Origin of the sequence: Nostocoides sp. (genome assembly GCF_037045025.1) — a bacterium.
Taxonomy (GTDB): domain Bacteria; phylum Actinomycetota; class Actinomycetes; order Actinomycetales; family Dermatophilaceae; genus Nostocoides_A.
In genome coordinates this window covers 481690-499525 of record NZ_JBAOHM010000011.1, presented here as the reverse complement: position 1 = coordinate 499525, position 17836 = coordinate 481690, and the positions used below count along the sequence as shown (strand labels likewise).

Here is a 17836-nt window from a genome sequence, read left to right as displayed (position 1 = left end):
CGCAGGATGAGCAGCGAACGAAGCGGTGGGGGGAAGAGCCGGGCCAGTGATTCGAGGGCGATCAGGTCGCGGCCGTCGGGGCTGGTGAACGCCCGTTGCAGGGTGACCGCCGCGGGGTGGGCCCCGCGTGCTCTGTCGGTCGGCCGGCGGGGTCGGGGTGGTCGGGGTGGTCACCGTGGTCGGGGTGGGCGCGGTTGCCGGGGTCGAAGTCGGGGTTGTCGCAGCCGGCCAGCAGCCAGTCGCGGACGATGGCGGCGGGGATGGTGCCGTGGCCGAGGACTCGCACCGGAGTGTTTGCTCCGCGACAGCGGGTGCCCTCTCCGGGACGATGCCAGCCGGGGCCGGGTTCGGGAGCAGTTGGCTGGGTCTCGACGCTGTCCTCGGTTGCGATGCCGTCCTCGGTTGCGATGCCGTCCTCGGGTGTGGTGTCTGCCTCGGGCTTGCACGGTTCGGGCTCGGCGGTGGCTGGCTTGCCGGTCTCGGGCGCCGCGGGTGGGGTAGGCGTGAAGAGAGTGGTGACGTCGTTGGCGGTTTTGCCGAAGAGGTTTTCCGGGGTCATCACCAAGGTGACCGCGACCGGGTGAGCCTCGCCGGGCGCCAGGCCGCTGATCCGGGCCAGGGCGGTGTCGGCCAGGACCGCGCTGTAGCTGCGGTCGTTGAGCGGGTCGTTCGGGACGTGTCCAGCGACCACGGCGGTGGCGTGCTGCTTGAGCGCGGCGAACGCGCCCACGATCTCGGACAGCTTCCCGAGGATGGTCAGATAGGCCATCCCGTCCGGGGCGGGCCGAGTCCACGCGCCACGCTCGCGGACCGCGCGGGAGTGGCGCTCCACGACGGCGGCGGGGTTGATCTCGGCCGCGATCTGCGCGGCGGCCGCTTTGAGCTGGTGGTAGCTCAGCACCGGCAACCGGTCGGCGAGCCGCTCATCGAGCGCCTCGATCTGCTCGGGGCTCAAACCGGTGGTTGCCGCGTGGACCGCGCTGGCTTGGGCCGGGGTGATTGCCCCGCGAGTCAGCGCCTGCAAGGTATGCGGCAGCACGCTGGTCAACGCTTGCGCCTGGCTCAAGTGCTGGTCGGCGGTGGCCGGGCTGCACTGCCGCGCGAACGCGAGCTGCGGCGCGATCCCGCGTTGCGCGGCCCGCACCGACTCCCCCGCGGCCTCGGCCGCGTCAGCCTGAGCGTCGGCGAACGCCACGCTGACCCGCGCCTGGGCCGCGCTCAGGGACCCTTTGAGTTGTTCACACACGGCGATCAGGTCGATCCGGGTCGCGGCGGTGCAGCCGCCGTCGCGGCCGTCGACGTCGGCGAGCAGCTCGATCATTGCCCGCAGACAGGCCACCTGATCCGCGCCACCCGCTGAACCCGCTGAACCCGCTGAACCCGGTGATGCGGGTGCTCCGGGCTCACCAGGTGCCACCGGCTCGACCTGATCCGGCCGCGGGAGCGGGAGCGTTGCCGCTGCCGGGTCGTTGTCGGTGCCGGCTGCCAGAGTGTCGACAGCAGGGTCAGTGCGTTGAACCTGCCGGGCATCGAGCCGTCGGGATTTCGCCCGGCGGTGAGCGGCGCGGCGGGCCTTGGCGCGGTGCTTGCGTTCGGCGCGTTGCTGGGCGGCGCGCTGCTGGGCGGCGCGTTGGCGGCAGGCGCGGCGTTCTTCGCGCTCGATCTGCTCGATGACGAAAGAGGAGACAAAGCCATCGTCATCGGCGTACTGCGCGAAGCGCTCGTCGATGGGTCGCCATCCGCGGGCGCGCTCGGCGAGGAAGGCCTCGTCCTCGGCGTGCTCGCGTTCGCGCATGTGGGCGGGGATGAGGTCATCGAGGGTGATCAGCCCCAGATGCAACGCCTCCTCCTCGGCCAGCCGGCAGTAGCCCGGCTGGCGCGGATCGCGGAGGCTGAAGGTCATAGCAGTAATCATATTTGATTACTTACTAGTATATAAGGACATAGTTATTAATTCTTGCTCTGACGCTCGGGTGCGCGAGTCGCTCGCCGCTTGGGAGGGTCCGACCTGCAAGAGGTGAGCTATACCGCACCCTTCGCAGGGCACCTCCGTGGGCGGGCGACGTCGCGGTCGGCAGCGTTGAATCGGCTGCAGGGCAAGAAACTTCCGCAGCGCACCGACGGGTGGAGCATGGCCTATCTGACATTGCCCCGTCCCAACACCGGTGCAAGGATTGGATGACATGACGGCCACTCCGCACCTCCCGCCCGCACTCGCCGAGGCGGTGGCCCGGCCGGTCTGGTGGGGAGAGCAGGACCCGGAGCCGGTCTCCGAGCCACTCACGGGTCGAACTGCCGCCGACCTGGTGGTCGTCGGCGCCGGGTTGACCGGGCTGTGGACGGCGATCGAGGCCACGATCGAGCACCCCGGACTGCGTGTGCTCCTCCTCGAGGGCGGCGTGGTCGGCAGCGGCGCCTCCGGGCGCAACGGCGGCTTCGTGTCCGACTCGCTCACCCACGGCCTCACCCACGGTGCGGCCACCGAGCCACGCGACCTGACCACCTTGTTGCGGCTCGGCCGCGAGAACCTCCGCCAGATCGCTGACTTCGTCGCCGCCGAGGGCATCGACGCCGATCTGCGGATGTGCGGCAAGACGGTCGTCGCCACCCGGGCACACGAGGTCCCGCACTTGCGCGCGGCATACGAGCTGTATCAGCGCTGGGGCGAGGATGCCGAGCTGCTCGACCGTGAGGCGCTGGCCCAGGACGTGCGCTCGCCGACTTATCTCGCGGGCTTGCGCATCCGCTCGGGCGGCGGCCTGGTCGACCCCTATCGCCTCCTGCGCGGCCTGCTCGCCTCCGCTCAGGACCGCGGCGCGGTGCTCCACGAGCGGACCCCGGTCGAAGGCCTCAGCCGGGAGAAGGGCGGCCCGGTGCTCGTCCGCACCCGAGCCGGCACCATCCGCGCCGGCCGCGTCGTGCTGGCAACCAACGCCTACCCGCCGCTGCTGCGGCGCATCCGGGCCCGCGTGCTGCCGGTCTGGGATCACGTGGTGGCGACGGCGCCACTGACCGACGACCAACTCCAGGCGATCGGTTGGCCCGATCGGCAAGGGATCACCGACTCCGGCAACCAGTTCCATTACTACCGCCTCACCCCGGACGATCGCCTCCTCTTCGGCGGCTACGACGCGATCTACTACTACGGCAACGACACCCACCCCTCGCGCGAGCAGCGCAACGCCTCGCACGCCATGCTGGTGCGCAACCTGCGCAAGACCTTCCCCGCGCTGACCGAGCACCCGATCACCCACCGGTGGGCGGGCCTGGTCGACACCACGAGCCGCTTCACCGCCTACTTCGGCACCAGTCACGGCGGCCGGGTGGCGTTCGCGGTCGGCTACACCGGGCTCGGGGTCGCGGCCTCTCGCTTCGGCGCCCAGGTCGCCCTCGACCTCGTGCAGGGACGCACGACCGAGCGCACACAATTGCATATGGTGCGCCAGGCGCCGCTGCCCTTCCCCGCCGAACCGGCCCGCTGGCTGGCGGTGCAGGCCACGCGGGGCGCCTTGGCCCGCGAGGATGCTAGCGGCCGGCGCGGCCCGCTGTTGCGTGCCCTCGACCGCTTCGGCGTGGGCTTCAACAACTGAGGATCAGGCGCAGACGACCTGATCCTCAGGGATGTAGCGAGTCGTGAAGTAGGTGGTGTCGACGACCTTGCCCGACTTCTTGAACACGCGCCCGACGGTCACGTCGAAACCTTCACCCGGCGATTGCGGCACGCACCCCTCGCTGTCATCGTGGATCGTCCTGGGCTGGGTGATGTTTTCCCGCGGACCGAGCGTCGCCTCGATATCCCACGTCTTCTTGCCATAGAACGTCACGGTGATCGAGTTGGAGTCGACCGTGGTGCGGATGATGATGCCGCCATTGGTCGTGTTGGTGAACTTCTGGGACATTCGGCCAGGAGACCGTCGCCTCGCGCCCCATCGGATACCGCGAGATATAGAAGCTGTGCGGCAGGAATTCGTCGATCCGCGCGCCGGAGAAGAAGACCGCGTTAAACAGCGTCGTCGAGACCTGAGAGATGCCGCCGCCGTAGTCCTTGGTCAACCGGCCGTCATAGATCACCGGCGCGCCGCGGTAGCGCTTCTCGGGGGTTCGTTCCCCGAGCGTCCCGTTGAGTGAGAACTGTTCTCCCGGAGCGATATAAACCCCGTTGAGCGCGCGAGCGGCAAGCGTGATGTTGTGCGTGCGGTCCGGGCTGTAGGGGAATTGGGTCGTAAACGTCGAGATGACGCCCGTCGGCATCGTGGCCTTGGCTTCAGCGGTGGTGAACTCGGCCGCCGCGGCCGTCGACGTCAGCTGCGCGGAGCGGCCCTCGCGGCCGATGGCTTCCTTGATCGCCGCGACCGCGGCGGACCCGTCCACGTCGGTGCCGTCCTGCGACGGCACGACCTTGAACGAGCCCGCGGAGGAGGTGACTCGCGCGTCCTTGGGTGCGCGCAGGGCGCCCGCTTCCCGGCCCGCCGCGCGCACCGCGGCAACAAGCTTCTTGGTGTCGTATGCCGCTTGCGGTCGCCCCTCGCTCACCGGGAAGCTGATCGCGTCAGCGATGGGACGCTCGAGAACGTCGAATTCCGTGCCGTCGACCTCGAGCGTGATCGGCCCCGCGAGAACCTTGTCGGCGACCTCCTCCTTGACCGCGGCGACCTCGTCGTCGCTCACCTCGGGCCGGATCGACCGGGTGACACCCTGAACGCGTGGAGCCCGCAGCCAGCCTGCGATTACCGCCTTCTCGGTCTCCCCCAGGTCCACCTCGACGCCGTTCACCCCCGTTGTCACATCCAGTTCGCCCTTGGCGAACGCGATCGTGGCGTCCTTGGGCTCGCTCTCCACGGGGGCAGTGAGCTTCTCCAGATAGGGGCGCAGGGCCCCGGCCTTGACCAGCAGCGTGGCCTCCCGATCGACCGAGCCACGCAGCTTGGCGATCAGGTCGGCCGGATTGAAGCTCACCTCGGTGAGCCCGTCGATCGATCCCGCATAGTCGACGGCCAAGCCCGCGGCCCTGGGATCTAAATCGACGCTCTTGTCGCCGAAGGCGATCGGCAGCGGCGCCGCGGCCCGGCTCGACAACCCTTCGGTCAGGGTGGCGACCGCATCGTCTCGGTCGAGACCGCCCACCTGCACCCCGGAGATCGTGGCATCGGACGGGGTCTTGCCTGCGGCGATGAGGGCCACAGCGCCATACGCGCCGACGACCAGCACGCCGCTTGCCGCCACAACCCACGGCCAACGGCGTCGGCGGGCGGGCGTCGCGGGCCGCCCGCCCGCATCGTCCGTCGGGCCTTTCCCGGGCGCTCGGCCACGCGCGGTCGTCGCGCTCGGTTGACCTTCGTTCATGCAATGCGCCCAAAACGATTGCGGTAGTAAACAAGTGCCGGGTCGGGGTCGTCCGCGAGAGTGACCGCCAACACCTCGCCGACGACGATCGAATGATCCCCGGCGGGATACACGGCCCAGGTTTGGCAATCCAGCGTGGCCAGGCTCTCGTCGAGCAGCACGACACCCGACGGAGCCCGGTGGGTCGGCACCGTGGCGAACTCTCCCACCATCGGCCTGCCGGGCGTCGCCAGCCATTCGGCGTGTGGCCGCTGCGGGTGTCCCAGCAGACTGACTCCGAGCAGCCCGGACTCGACGACGGCATCGTGGAAGCGCGCGGCCACTTCGACGCACGCGAGCAGGAGCGGTGGCTCCAGCGAGACCGAGCAGACCGAGCTGGCCGTCATCGCGTGGTCGTGTCCACCGACCCGTGTCGACAACACGGCGACCCCGGCCGCCAGCCGGCCCATCGCCGCCCGGAAATCGTCCTGGAGCATCGTCATGTCTTCGCCTCCCTGGACTGGAGCAGCCCGGTCCGCACATCCAGCCGGGCCCACGCCTCTCGCCCGGACAGTCGCTGGGCGATGTTGTTGGACAACGTAAACCAGCCGTCGAAAACCCGCACCTGAGTCGCGTGCTCGTGCAGTGCCAGCGCCTGCCCGTGCCGGGCGTCGCCGCCCTCATGCACGATCGCGATCAGATCCTCGGGAAGCACCGACTCCGGGAACGGATCCCCCTGTGCCGGTATGCCGATACCCGCCTCCTCGACGTGCGCCTGCACCCAGGCGCGGTCCGCCACCGCCCACGGAATCGGGGTGAACACGGCATACGTATGGGGTGGGGTTGCCATCGTCGCGATCGCCGCACAGACGACCCGATGGGCTTGGATGTGGTCGGGATGACCGTAGCCGCCGCGGCTTTCGTAGGTGACCACGATGTCGGGGTGGATCTCGGCGATGGTCGCGCGCATCAGCGCGATCACCTCACCGGGATCGGCGTTGACGAAGGCGTCCGGCCGCGCGGCGCTGGGCGAACCGGCCATACCGGAATCGCGATAGCGCGAGAACCGCCGCCGGTCGGCGCCGAGGATGTGCCCGGTCGCTCCGAGGACCTCCAGCGCGGCGGAGAGTTCGCCAATTCGGTGCCGCCCCAAGTCATCGTCGTGGTCGGCGCCGAGGTGGACCAACTCCGGCGGGATCACCTCGCCCTGCTCGCCGAGGGTGCAGGTGAGCACGTGCACGTCATGTCCCTCGGCGCCGAGCAGCGCGATCGAGGCGCCGGTCGCGATCGTCTCGTCGTCGGGGTGGGCATGGACATAGAGGACGCGCATGGGAAGGGCCCTTAGGAGTTGCGGGCGCGCGCGGCGGCGCGGGCGCGAAGAGTCTGGTCGAGCTCGACCTTGCGGATCCGCACCGCTTCCGGGGTCACCTCGACGCACTCGTCCTCGCGACAGAACTCGAGGGACTGCTCCAACGAGAGCCGCCGCGGCGGGATCAGCCGCTCCAGCACCTCGGCCGTTGAGGAGCGGACGTTGGTTAGCTTCTTCTCCTTGGTGATGTTGACGTCCATGTCGTCGGCTCGGGAGTTTTCGCCGACGATCATCCCCTCATACACCTCGGTCGTCGGCTCGACGAGGAGGGTCCCACGCTCTTGCAGGTTGAACATCGCGTATGACGTCGCCGCGCCCGCCCGGTCGGCCACCAGCGAGCCCGTCATCCGGGTCGTGATCGTACCCGCCCACGGTTCGTAGCCGTGGAAGACGTGGTGGGCGATGCCGGTTCCCTTTGTCTCGGTGAGGAATTCGGTGCGGAAGCCGATCAGCCCACGGGAGGGGACGAGGAACTCCATGCGCACCCAGCCGGTGCCGTGATTGGTCATCTGGGTCATCCGGCCCTTGCGGGCCGCAAGGACCTGGGTGATCGTCCCGAGGAACTCCTCGGGCGCATCGATGGTCAGCTGCTCGACCGGCTCGTGCAGTTTGCCGTCGACCTCCTTGGTGACGACCTGGGGTTTGCCGACGGTCAGCTCGTAGCCCTCGCGGCGCATGGTCTCGACGAGGATCGCCAGCGCCAACTCACCGCGCCCTTGGACCTCCCAGGCGTCCGGCCGGTCCACGCTCAGAACCCGGAGCGAGACATTGCCGACCAGCTCACGGTCGAGGCGCTCCTTGACCAGGCGGGCGGTCACCTTGGCGCCGCGCACCCGGCCGGCCATGGGCGAGGTGTTGGTGCCGATGAGCATCGAGATCGCCGGCTCGTCGACGGTGATTGGGGGCAGCGGGCGCGGGTCGTCCGGGTCGGCCAGGGTCTCGCCGATCATGATGTCGGGAATCCCGGCGATCGCGATGATGTCACCTGGCCCCGCGGACTCGGCCGGCTTGCGTTCGAGTGCCTCGGTCATCAGCAGCTCGGTGATCTTCACCTTGGCGACCGACCCGTCGGCGCGGCACCAGGCGACCTGCTGGCCCTTGCGGATCGTCCCGTTGTGCACGCGCAGCAATGCGATCCGGCCGAGATAGCTGGAGGCATCGAGGTTGGTGACGTGGGCCTGCAGCGGGGCCTGGTCGTCATAGCTCGGCGCGGGGACGGTCGCCAGGATGGTGGCGAACAACGCCTCGAGGTCCTCCTCCTCCGGCAGGCTGCCGTCCGCCGGGCGGATCAGCGAGGCTCGGCCGGCCTTGGCCGAGGCATAGACGATCGGGAAGTCGAGGACGTGCTCGGCGTTGCCGCCGTCCTCCATCAGATCCATGAACAGCTCGTAGACCTCATCGACGACCTCGGCGATCCGGGCATCCGGACGGTCGACCTTGTTGATGCACAGCACAACCGGCAGGTGCGCGGCGAGCGCCTTGCGCAGGACGAACCGGGTCTGCGGCAGCGGGCCCTCGGAAGCGTCGACGAGCAGCACGACCCCATCGACCATCGACAGGCCGCGCTCGACCTCACCGCCGAAGTCGGCGTGCCCGGGAGTGTCGATGATGTTGATCGTCACGCCCTCCGGGAGGCCGGCCGCGGCGGCGGCCTTGCCGGCATACCGGATCGCGGTGTTCTTGGCGAGGATCGTGATCCCCTTCTCCCGCTCCAGGTCGCCGGAGTCCATCGCCCGCTCGTCGACATGCTGGTGCTCGCCGAAGGCCCCCGCCTGCCAGAGCATCTTGTCGACGAGCGTGGTCTTGCCGTGGTCGACGTGGGCGACGATGGCGACATTGCGGATGTCGCTGCGGGACGGCGTGGGCATTGCCCGATTCTCTCAGGCCACCCCCGCCCGCGCCGAATCCGGCGAAGCTCGATGCCCCCAAAGAGCAAGCCGAGCGGGCCGAGCGGGAGAGCGATCAACCCGTTCCCGAGCGTCGTGCCGATGTTGGCGCCCATGATGACGCCGATCGCGCCCCGCAGGGACAACACCCCGGCGTTGACCAGCCCGACGGTCATCACGGTCAAGGCGGTCGAAAACTGGATGATCCCGGTGATGACCGTCCCGGCGAGGACGCCGTTGCCCGGGCTGCCGGCCATCTTGGCCATCCACGACCGCATCTTGTTGGCGGACAGCGCGTGGATGCCGTTCTCCATGAACTCCAAACCGAGCAGGAAGACACCAAGGCCGCCGATCACGGGCACGAGGACTTCCTTGAACAGATCAACTTCCATCGCGCAGTTGTCCCTTCGACATGGGTGGAGCCGTCAACGGCTTAGCTGTCGACGCCGAACGCGCTGCGCCAGTGCTCCTGGACAGCGGCCGCCGCCGAGGACGGCAAGGGGAGGTAGCCGAGGTCCTCGGCCACCCCGTCATACTCATCGAGCAGGTAGCTCAGGAAGCGCAGGGCGCGGTCACGCTCGCCGCGGTAGCGGGGGTCGTCGCGGACCATCGCATCGATGGCGACGGTGAGCGGATAGGCGTCGTCGTCATCGGCGATCGCGAGGGGATCGGCATACCGGCCCGAGGCAGACCAGTCCGCACCGGCCACCGCTCCTTGCATTCCTGCGCTACCGGGCGGGACGAAACCGCCGGAATCGTTCGCCATCGCGGCCGGTTTGAGGGTGGCCCGGACCGCCTGGCCGAACTCCACATAGCCGATCGATCCCGGCGTGCCGCGAACGGCCGAGATCAGCCCGCTGAAGCGTTCGGCCGCCCGGCCGACCGGCCACGTCACAAGGGTGCCGGAGCCCGGACCGTCCTGCCAGTCGCGGCTGCCTGCGCTCAGATAGCGCGTGAATCCGAGCGTCGAGCCCGAACCCTCCTTGCGATACACCGGATGGATCGTCAGATTGGGCAGCGACACACCGGGATTCAGCTGGGCAAGCACCGGGTCATCCCACGTCGTGATCGCGCCGCGGAAGATGTCCGCGGTCGTCGCCGCGTCGAGCCGCAGTATCTGACCCGAGGGCAGGTCGAGATTGTGCACGACGGCAACGGCGGCGATCGCCACCGGAAACTGCTCGACCTTCTGCTCGTCCAGCGCCTGGGCCGAGATCGGATAGTCGGCGATGGCGAGGTCGACCTCCGGATCACGGCGCTAACGAACCAGGCGAAGGTGGCCGGGGCCGCACGAGGCGTAGGCGCGGCCTGGAAGATCTGCTGAACGTCAGTCGTCGTCGAACTGCGGAGTCTGGGACGAGATCGTCTCCAGATCGAACGGAGTGCGCTGGTAGACGCAGTAGTTCAGCCAGTTGGCGTAGAGCAGGAAAGCGTGCGAACGCCAGGTCACCATCGGCGGACGGCTCGGGTCGTCGCCCGGGTAGTAGTGCCGAGGGACGGCGATGTCCAGGCCGCGGCCGATGTCCCGGTCGTATTCCGCCTTCAGGGTGTCGCGTTCATACTCCGGATGGCCGGTGACGTAGAGTTCACGGCCGTCGGTGCTCCCGGCGAGATAGACGCCCGCCTCCTCGGAGACGGCGAGCAGTTGGATGCCCGGCGTCGCCTCGATATCGCTCGCCCGGGTCTCGGTATGCCGCGAATGCGGCGCCGGGAAGACCTCGTCGAAACCACTGAGCACCCGGTTGCGCGGATCCAGCACACGATGCGGGAAGACACCGAACATCTTGTCCGGCAACGGGTATTTCGGTATGCCGTAGTGTCGGTACAGCCCCGCCTGCGCCCCCCAGCAGACGTGCAAGGTGGAGAAGACGTGGTCGCGGCTCCAGTCCATGATCTGGCACAGCTCGGGCCAGTAGTCGACCTCCTCGAAGGGAAGGGTCTCGATCGGGGCGCCGGTGATGATCAAGCCGTCGAACCGGGAGGCCCTGGCCTCCTCGAATGTCGTGTAGAACGCATCCAGATGCGCTTGGGCGGTGTTGCGCGGGTCGTGGGTGGCCATGCGCACGAGCGTGATCTCGAGCTGCAACGGGGTGTTGCCGAGCAACCGCAAGAGCTGGGTCTCGGTCGCCATCTTGGTCGGCATGAGGTTGACGATCGCGATGCGCAGCGGGCGGATGTCCTGGTGGACGGCTCGCCCTTGGGTCATGACAAAGACGTTCTCGCTCTCCAGGATCTGCCGGGCGGGCAGGGCGCTGGGGATGTTGACGGGCACCTACTCCTCCTTCGCTCATACGCCCCGCCATTGTCTCCGTCGGCCCTCGAACGTTGTCGCGGCGTCCCATGTGTTGACCGCTTGTAGTGGACGCTCGACCGGGCCAGTGCCACAGTTGCATCCATACGATCGCCGCGGACGCGATCGACCGGCAGGAAGCGAGGGACCTCCATGGGAGCACCTGCACCCGCAGGCAGCGGCGATCTGCAAAAGGGCCTCAAACAGCGCCACCTGACGATGATTGCCATCGGCGGGGTCATCGGCGCCGGGCTCTTTGTCGGCTCGGGCGCGGTGATCCAGGCCGCCGGGCCAGCAGCGTTCGTCACCTATGCCCTCTGCGGCCTGCTCATCATCATGGTCATGCGGATGCTCGGAGAGATGGCGACCGCGCATCCGTCGACCGGATCGTTCGCGGATTACGCCCGTTCCGCCCTGGGCGGCTGGGCCGGCTTCTCCGTGGCCTGGCTCTATTGGTACTTCTGGGTCATCGTCGTCGGCTTCGAAGCGGTCGCAGGGGCGAAGATCCTGCAGTATTGGATCGATGCGCCGCTGTGGCTGATGGCGCTGCTCTTGATGTCGCTGATGACCGCGACGAACCTGTTCTCGGTCAAGTCATACGGCGAGTTCGAGTATTGGTTCGCCGGGATCAAGGTCGCGGCCATCATGCTCTTCCTCGCGCTCGGGGTGACCTACATCCTCGGCGTCTGGGGCGGGCACGGGATGGACTTTTCCAACCTGACCAAGCACGACGGGTTCATGCCCAAGGGAATCGGCGCGGTCTTCGCCGCGATCGTCGTGGTGATCTTCTCCATGGTCGGCGCCGAGATCGCCACCATCGCGGCCGCCGAATCGCACGATCCCGAGAAGGCGATCGCCAAGGCCACCCAGTCGGTGATCATGCGGATCGGGATCTTCTACGTCGGCTCGATCTTCCTGCTCGTGACGATCTTGCCGTGGAACGACACCGAGTTGGGCGATTCGCCATACGTCGCCGCCTTCAAGGAAATGGGCTTGCCGTATGCCGATCACGTCATGAACGCCGTCGTCCTCACGGCGGTCTTGTCGTGCCTGAACTCCGGCCTCTATACGGCTTCGCGGATGCTGTTCGTCCTGGCGGCCCGCCGGGAAGCGCCCTTGCGGCTGCTCACCGTCAACGGCCGAGGTGTCCCGGTGTGGGCGATCCTGTCCTCGACGGTCGTCGGGTTCGCCTGCGTCATCGCGGCCTTTCTGTGGCCCGAGACGGTCTTCCTCTTCCTGCTCAACTCCTCCGGCGCGGTGATCCTCTTTGTCTACCTGCTGATCGCGATCTCGCAATATGTCTTGCGCCGCAGGACCGGCAGCGAAGACTTGATGGTCAAGATGTGGGCCTTCCCCGTCTTGACCCTGCTCACCGCCCTCGGCATCGTCGCGGTCCTGGTGCAGATGGGCATCGACGGCTCGACCCGCTCGCAGCTGTTGCTGAGCCTGCTCTCGTGGGGCATCGTCCTCGTGATGTATGTCGTCGTCCGCCTCCGCGGCGGCTCGGTCCCGCCGGAGCGCGCGGCGACGGCCGCGGCGCCTTCGCGGGTGCTCGTCATTGCCAACCGGACGATGGCGGCCCACGAGTTGCACGAGGCGTTGCAGCGCATCGAGGGATCGGGGCGCGCCCGCTATCACGTCATCGTGCCGGCCAACCCGGTCGACACCGGTCAGGCGATGCACGAGGGGGCGGCCTACGTCTGGGAAGCCACCACCCAGGCTGCCCAGGAGCGCCTGCAGGAGACGCTGAGTATCCTTCGCGCCCAAGGGCTCTCGGTGACCGGTGAACTCGGCGACTACCGGCCAGCAGTGGCCCTCGACGCAGCGGTGCGCTCGTTCAACCCCGACCAACTGGTGATCTCCACTCAGCCCGAGGAGCAGTCGAACTGGCTGCGCAGTGGTGTCGTTGATGAGGCCCGGAAGAAGTACGACATCCCGCTGCTGCACGTCGTCGTCGCGCCGTTGGTCCGGGTGTGATCGCCGGCGTTGCCGCCGTCACGGCCAGAGCAAGGCCGCGGCGGCGGTGATGATCGGCCGGTTGGCGGGCAGCCAGTCCACGCTCCACAGGGCCGGGGGCGCGAGCCAGCGCAGCTCGCTGTGGTCTTCCAGCGGCTCGGGCGTGCCCGCGCAGATCTCGGCCAGGTTGACGAGCATCCGGTAGCGCAGACCGAGCGGCCACCACCCGGCCAGCGGCCCGGGCACCTGCGGCCCGATCACGATCTGCACGCCGATCTCTTCGGCGATCTCGCGGTGCAGCGCCTGCTCGCTGCTCTCGCCCGGGTCCACCTTGCCGCCGGGGATCTCCCAGCCGCCGGCCAGCAACGGCGGCTCGGTGCGGCGCCCGGCGAGCAACTGGGTCGGCGTGGTGAGCGAGTCGAGCAGGATCGCCGCGACCACGTCGATCCGCGGCGGCTCGGCCTGGGCGCTCACGTTCCGTGCAGCCGGCGGGCGGCCTCGGCGATCGAGCCGGTCAGGCTCGGATAGACGGTGAAGGCGCTGGCAACCTGGTCGACGTTGAGTCGGTGGCTGACGCCGAGCGTGACCGGAAAGATCAGCTCCGAGGCCCGCGGCGCGACGATCACGCCACCGAGCAGGGTCCCCGATCCAGGCTCGGCAAAGAGCTTGACGAAGCCGTCGGCGATGCCGAGCATCTTGGCGCGCGGGTTGCGCCCGAGCGGGATCGTCTCGGCGTGCACCTGCAGCCCCCGCTCGGCAATCTGCTTCTCGGACACCCCGACCGTGGCGATCTCGGGGTCGGTGAAGATGTTGGCGCAGACGATCTCCAGCCGCAGCGGCGCGACCGCGTCGCCGAGGGCGTGCGCCATCGCGATCCGGCCTTGCATCGCGGCGACCGACGCGAGCGGGAGGACGCCGGTGCAGTCGCCCGCGGCATACACCCCGCGGACGGAGGTCCGCGAGACCCGGTCGACGGCGATGTGGCCCGAGGGCGTGAGCGCGATCCCGGCTTCGGTCAGACCGACCCCGGATGTGCGCGGCACCGACCCGACCGCGAGCAGCGCGTGCGAGCCGTCGATGACGCGCCCGTCCTCCAGGGTGACGAGCACCCCGGTTGGTGCCCCGGCATCGTTGCGGATCACCTCGGCGGCCGCCATCCGGGAGCGGGCAAGCACGCTCATACCGCGCCGGGTGAACACCTCCTCGATGACGCGCGCGGCGTCCGGGTCCTCGCCGGGCAGCACGTGCTCGCGGCTGGAGACGAGCGTGACCCGCGAGCCGAGCCCGAGATAGGCCTGGGCCAGCTCGGCGCCGGTGACTCCCGAGCCGACGACGATCAGGTGCTCGGGCAGGCGCGGCAGCGTATAGATCTGCTGCCAGGTCAAGATCCGCTCGCCGTCGGGTGTGGCCGTGGCCATGACTCGGGGCGCGGCACCGGTGGCGAGCAGCAGCACATCCGCGGGCAAGACCTCGCGGTCGTCCTCGCCGTCGACCCGGACGCGATCGGGGGCTTCGATGTATGCCGTTCCCCGCGCCACCCGGACACCCACCTCGCCGAGGCGGCGGGCGATGTCCTGACTCTGGGCTTTGGCCAGCGCGAGGACTCGGGTGTTGACTCGGGCGAGATCGGCGCTGGCGTGCGCGATCTCCTCGCCCTCGTCGTCGCCCAGGTGGACGCCGAGATCGGCCGCCACCTCCAGCTCGCCGAGGTAGTCGGCAGTCGAGATCAACGTCTTGCTGGGGACACAGTCGGTGAGCACCGCCGCCCCGCCCAGACCGTCGCTGTCGACGACCGTGACAGCCGCACCCAGATGAGCGGCCACCAGCGCGGCCTCGTACCCGCCCGGCCCGCCACCCACGACGACGACCCGATTGTGCTGACTCATCCGCCCGCCTCTCGCCCGGTGCACCTGTGCAGCCACAAGGTAGCCGCAAACCGCGGGGTAGTCTGCGCGGGTGAACGAGCCGGACAACCCCCTGGACGCCCCCGGTGCCGACCCCGCCGAGGTGGCGACGGCAGCGGCAGCCGTCATCGCCGAGCGCACCGGCGCCGAGCGGCACGACCTGGCGCTCGTGCTCGGCTCCGGCTGGGGCGAGGCGGCCGACCGGATCGGCCGCACGCTGGCGAGCATCGACAACACCGAGGTTCCCGGCTTCGCCAAGGCCGCAGTCGCCGGCCACTCGGGGACGATGCGCTCGGTCGCCATCGGCGACAGCGGCCGGCGGGCGCTCGTGTTCGGCACCCGGACCCACGTCTACGAGGGCCGCGGCGTGCGCGCGGTTGTGCACGCGGTGCGCACCGCCGCGGCGGCCGGGTGCCGGGCGATCGTGCTGACCAACGGCTGCGGCGGGTTGCGCCCCGAGTGGGCCCCGGGCACGCCGGTGCTGATCAGCGACCACATCAACCTCACCGGGACCTCCCCGCTGGAGGGGGCGAGCTTCGTCGACCTGACCGACCTCTACTCCCCCCGCCTGCGCGCCCTCGCCCGCGAGGTCGACCCCAGCCTGGACGAGGGCGTCTACGTCCAGTTCCGCGGCCCGCACTACGAGACGCCCGCGGAAGTGCGGATGGCCGGGATTCTCGGCGGCGACCTGGTCGGCATGTCCACGACGCTGGAGGCGATCGCTGCCCGGGCAACAGGTTTGGAGGTGCTCGGCATCTCGCTGGTCACCAACCCCGCCGCCGGCATCTCGGCGACCCCGCTGTCCCATGCCGAGGTGATCGAGGCCGGCCAAGCCGCTGGCGCCCGCTGCGGGGCTTTGCTGGGGCAGATCGTCACGCGCATCTAGTCACCCCACACAGAGTTCTGCGCGACCCCGACAATTGCCAGACGCGCTCGCGCCGGTCACTGGCCGTAGGTCTGGCGCAGGTCGCGGAAGAAGAGCTCGTTGAGGCGGCGGCGATAGTGGCCGACGGCTGATGGATCGTCAACCGGCTCAGGGGATTCCAGCCGGAAGCGCAACGCGGTCTCGCTCCCGTGGGCCGTCACGTCCAGCACGATCCGCAGAGCCGGGCGCGCGGGCCACAGCGAGGACCAGACGATCGGCCCGTCCTGCGTGGCCTCGATGCGCGGGGCGATCTCGTCGGCGAGCAGATCGAGCCACGCACGGATCCCTTCGGCGCGCGGAAACAGCAGGTCCTCCCGCACGAAAGGTGGCGGCGGCGGGAGCGTGCGGGTGCGGTCGGCGAGGAGGTGCCACGGCATACGGCCAGTGTTGCGAGCCGGGGCAAGGGATCGCCACTGGATATGGTCTGAGCCGATACCGCTCGCCGGCCCAAGGAGCCCGTATGCCGTCCCCTCCCGCCCTGCTCGCCCAGGCCCGCGCGTGGGCGGGTGAGGACCCGGACCCGCAGACCCGCGCCCAACTCGAATCGGTGATCGCGACAGCCGAGGGCGGTGATGAGGCGGCCGCAGCCGACCTGGCCGACCGCTTCGCCGGGACGCTCCAGTTCGGGACCGCCGGGCTGCGCGGGGCGCTCGGCGCCGGACCCAACCGGATGAACCGCGCAGTGGTGATCCGGGCGGCGGTGGGGCTGACGGCATACCTGAAAAGCGTTGTCGCCGAGCCTTTTGTCGTGATCGGTTTTGATGCGCGGTTCAACTCCGACGTCTTTGCCCGGGATACAGCGGCGGTCGTCACGGCGGCGGGGGGCCGGGCGGCGGTGCTGCCGCGCCCGCTGCCCACGCCGGTCCTTGCCTATGCCATCCGATTCCTCGGCGCGGATGCCGGCGTGATGGTCACGGCCAGCCACAATCCGCCCCAGGACAATGGCTACAAGGTCTATCTCGGCGACGGCTCCCAGATCGTGCCGCCGGTCGACCAGCTGATCGCCGACCGGATCGCCGGCGTCGATTCGGTCAGGTCGGTGCCGCTGGCCGACGACGGGTGGGAGACACTCGGGGAGGACGTCGTGGAGGCCTACCTCGACGATGCCGCAGCCGTTGTGAATCCGGACGCGCCGCGCGCAATCAGCGTCGTGCACACGGCGATGCACGGAGTGGGCAGCGAGACGGTGCGCCGGGCCTTCGTCCGCGCCGGGTTCGCTGAGCCGATTCCCGTTGCGGCCCAAGCCGAGCCGGACCCGCTGTTCCCGACCGTCTCCTTCCCCAACCCCGAGGAACAGGGGGCAATGGACCTCGCGCTGGCGCTCGCCGAGCAGACCGGGCCGGATCTGGTGATCGCCAACGATCCGGACGCCGACCGGTGCGCCGCCGCGATCCCCAGCGCCGGCGGCTGGCGGATGCTGCGCGGCGACGAACTCGGCGCGGTTCTCGGCGCGCACGTCCTGGCCCGCGGCGTGGGTGCGGACGCGACCTGCGCCAACTCGATCGTCAGCTCCCGGCTGCTCGGAGCGATGTGTGCGGCAGCCGGTGTTGCCCATGAGGAGACGCTGACCGGGTTTAAGTGGATCGCCCGGGTCCCCGGGTTGGCGTTTGGGTATGAGGAGGCGCTCGGCTATTGCGTCGACCCGGGCCGGGTGCGCGACAAGGACGGCGTGAGCGCGGCGCTGCTGCTCGCCGAGCTGGCCGCCACCCGCAGGGCCGCCGGGAGCGATCTGCAGGGGCTGCTCGACGAACTGGCGATCGCGCACGGGGTCTATGCCACCGATGCGTTCTCGGTCCGAGTCGCCGACCTGGCCCTGATCGGTGCCGTCATGGACCGGCTGCGGCGCGAGCCCCTGCGCGAGGTGGCGGGCATCGCCGTGGCGCGCGCCGACGATCTCGCCGAGGGCGGGGCCGGGTTGCCGCCGACCGAGGGGCTGCGCTGCTACCTGGCCGATGACTCCCGGATCATCGTCCGCCCGTCCGGCACCGAGCCCAAGCTGAAGATCTATCTCGAGGTGATCGAAGCCGTGAGTGACCCGGGCGACCTGCCGGCGGCCCGGCAGCGCGCCGCAGACCGGCTCAGCGGCATACGGGTCGCGATGGCGGACATCACTCACGCGTCGTGAGCCCCTGACCTGATGGGCCAAGACCTCATGAATCCCTGGGCTGGGGCTATATCACGCAG

Annotated in this window: 13 protein-coding genes and 2 pseudogenes; 4 read left to right on the top strand and 11 right to left on the bottom strand. The window is 69.4% G+C overall.

The annotated features are described in order from the left end of the window. Positions 1–61: 61 nt before the first annotated feature. Positions 62–1903: a DUF222 domain-containing protein gene (locus tag V9G19_RS13500; RefSeq protein ID WP_462285922.1), complete on the bottom strand. Its 1842-nt coding sequence runs from the start codon at positions 1901–1903 to the stop codon at positions 62–64. A gap of 280 nt (positions 1904–2183) precedes the next feature. Between V9G19_RS13500 and V9G19_RS13495 the strand changes: the two genes are divergently transcribed. Continuing rightward, positions 2184–3590 carry an NAD(P)/FAD-dependent oxidoreductase gene (locus tag V9G19_RS13495; RefSeq protein ID WP_462285921.1) on the top strand — a complete coding sequence of 469 codons (1407 nt, stop codon included), beginning with the start codon at positions 2184–2186 and terminating at the stop codon, positions 3588–3590. Positions 3591–3735: 145 nt separating this feature from the next. Here V9G19_RS13495 and V9G19_RS13490 read toward each other — a convergent pair whose 3' ends face one another. From V9G19_RS13490 to metA, 7 genes and pseudogenes are all read right to left on the bottom strand, one after another. Further along, positions 3736–5223 carry a VanW family protein gene (locus V9G19_RS13490; protein WP_462285920.1) on the bottom strand — a complete coding sequence of 496 codons (1488 nt, stop codon included), beginning with the start codon at positions 5221–5223 and terminating at the stop codon, positions 3736–3738. A 116-nt stretch (positions 5224–5339) separates the two neighbouring features. Continuing rightward, the gene (locus V9G19_RS13485; protein ID WP_462285919.1) at positions 5340–5825 is read right to left on the bottom strand and encodes a flavin reductase family protein; all 486 of its coding nucleotides are present in this window, start codon (positions 5823–5825) and stop codon (positions 5340–5342) included. After that, positions 5822–6652 carry an N-acetyl-1-D-myo-inositol-2-amino-2-deoxy-alpha-D-glucopyranoside deacetylase gene (gene mshB / locus V9G19_RS13480; protein ID WP_462285918.1) on the bottom strand — a complete coding sequence of 277 codons (831 nt, stop codon included), beginning with the start codon at positions 6650–6652 and terminating at the stop codon, positions 5822–5824. The genes V9G19_RS13485 and mshB overlap by 4 nt, the downstream gene beginning before the upstream one ends. A gap of 11 nt (positions 6653–6663) precedes the next feature. Continuing rightward, complete coding sequence (typA, locus tag V9G19_RS13475) at positions 6664–8559, bottom strand: translational GTPase TypA (protein ID WP_462285917.1); 1896 nt, start codon at positions 8557–8559, stop codon at positions 6664–6666. A gap of 68 nt (positions 8560–8627) precedes the next feature. After that, positions 8628–8969, bottom strand: a pseudogene (locus V9G19_RS13470) (Na/Pi symporter); the annotation flags it as partial. A gap of 41 nt (positions 8970–9010) precedes the next feature. After that, positions 9011–9811: pseudogene (locus V9G19_RS13465) on the bottom strand (substrate-binding domain-containing protein); the annotation flags it as partial. A 93-nt stretch (positions 9812–9904) separates the two neighbouring features. Continuing rightward, a complete protein-coding gene (gene metA / locus V9G19_RS13460) occupies positions 9905–10849 on the bottom strand; it encodes a homoserine O-acetyltransferase MetA (RefSeq protein ID WP_462285916.1) in 945 nt (314 codons plus the stop codon). 171 nt (positions 10850–11020) lie between these two features. Here metA and V9G19_RS13455 point away from each other — a divergent pair, with 171 nt between their 5' ends. Beyond that, on the top strand, positions 11021–12844 hold the full coding sequence (locus V9G19_RS13455; protein WP_462285915.1) for an amino acid permease: 1824 nt from the start codon (positions 11021–11023) through the stop codon (positions 12842–12844). A gap of 18 nt (positions 12845–12862) precedes the next feature. Here the strand turns inward: V9G19_RS13455 and V9G19_RS13450 are convergent, their stop codons facing one another. Continuing rightward, positions 12863–13297: a (deoxy)nucleoside triphosphate pyrophosphohydrolase gene (locus V9G19_RS13450; RefSeq protein WP_462285914.1), complete on the bottom strand. Its 435-nt coding sequence runs from the start codon at positions 13295–13297 to the stop codon at positions 12863–12865. Next, positions 13294–14709 (bottom strand): NAD(P)H-quinone dehydrogenase, encoded by a 1416-nt coding sequence (locus V9G19_RS13445; protein WP_462285913.1) that lies wholly within the window; start codon positions 14707–14709, stop codon positions 13294–13296. The genes V9G19_RS13450 and V9G19_RS13445 overlap by 4 nt, the downstream gene beginning before the upstream one ends. A gap of 70 nt (positions 14710–14779) precedes the next feature. Between V9G19_RS13445 and V9G19_RS13440 the strand changes: the two genes are divergently transcribed. Continuing rightward, positions 14780–15613 (top strand): purine-nucleoside phosphorylase, encoded by an 834-nt coding sequence (locus V9G19_RS13440; RefSeq protein WP_462285912.1) that lies wholly within the window; start codon positions 14780–14782, stop codon positions 15611–15613. A 56-nt stretch (positions 15614–15669) separates the two neighbouring features. On the opposite strand, the gene V9G19_RS13435 is transcribed toward V9G19_RS13440, so the two are convergent. Then, complete coding sequence (locus V9G19_RS13435; protein ID WP_462285911.1) at positions 15670–16029, bottom strand: hypothetical protein; 360 nt, start codon at positions 16027–16029, stop codon at positions 15670–15672. Between the two features lie 83 nt (positions 16030–16112). On the opposite strand from V9G19_RS13435, the gene V9G19_RS13430 reads away from it, so the two are divergent. Further along, complete coding sequence (locus V9G19_RS13430) at positions 16113–17777, top strand: phospho-sugar mutase (protein ID WP_462285910.1); 1665 nt, start codon at positions 16113–16115, stop codon at positions 17775–17777. Positions 17778–17836: the final 59 nt, after the last annotated feature.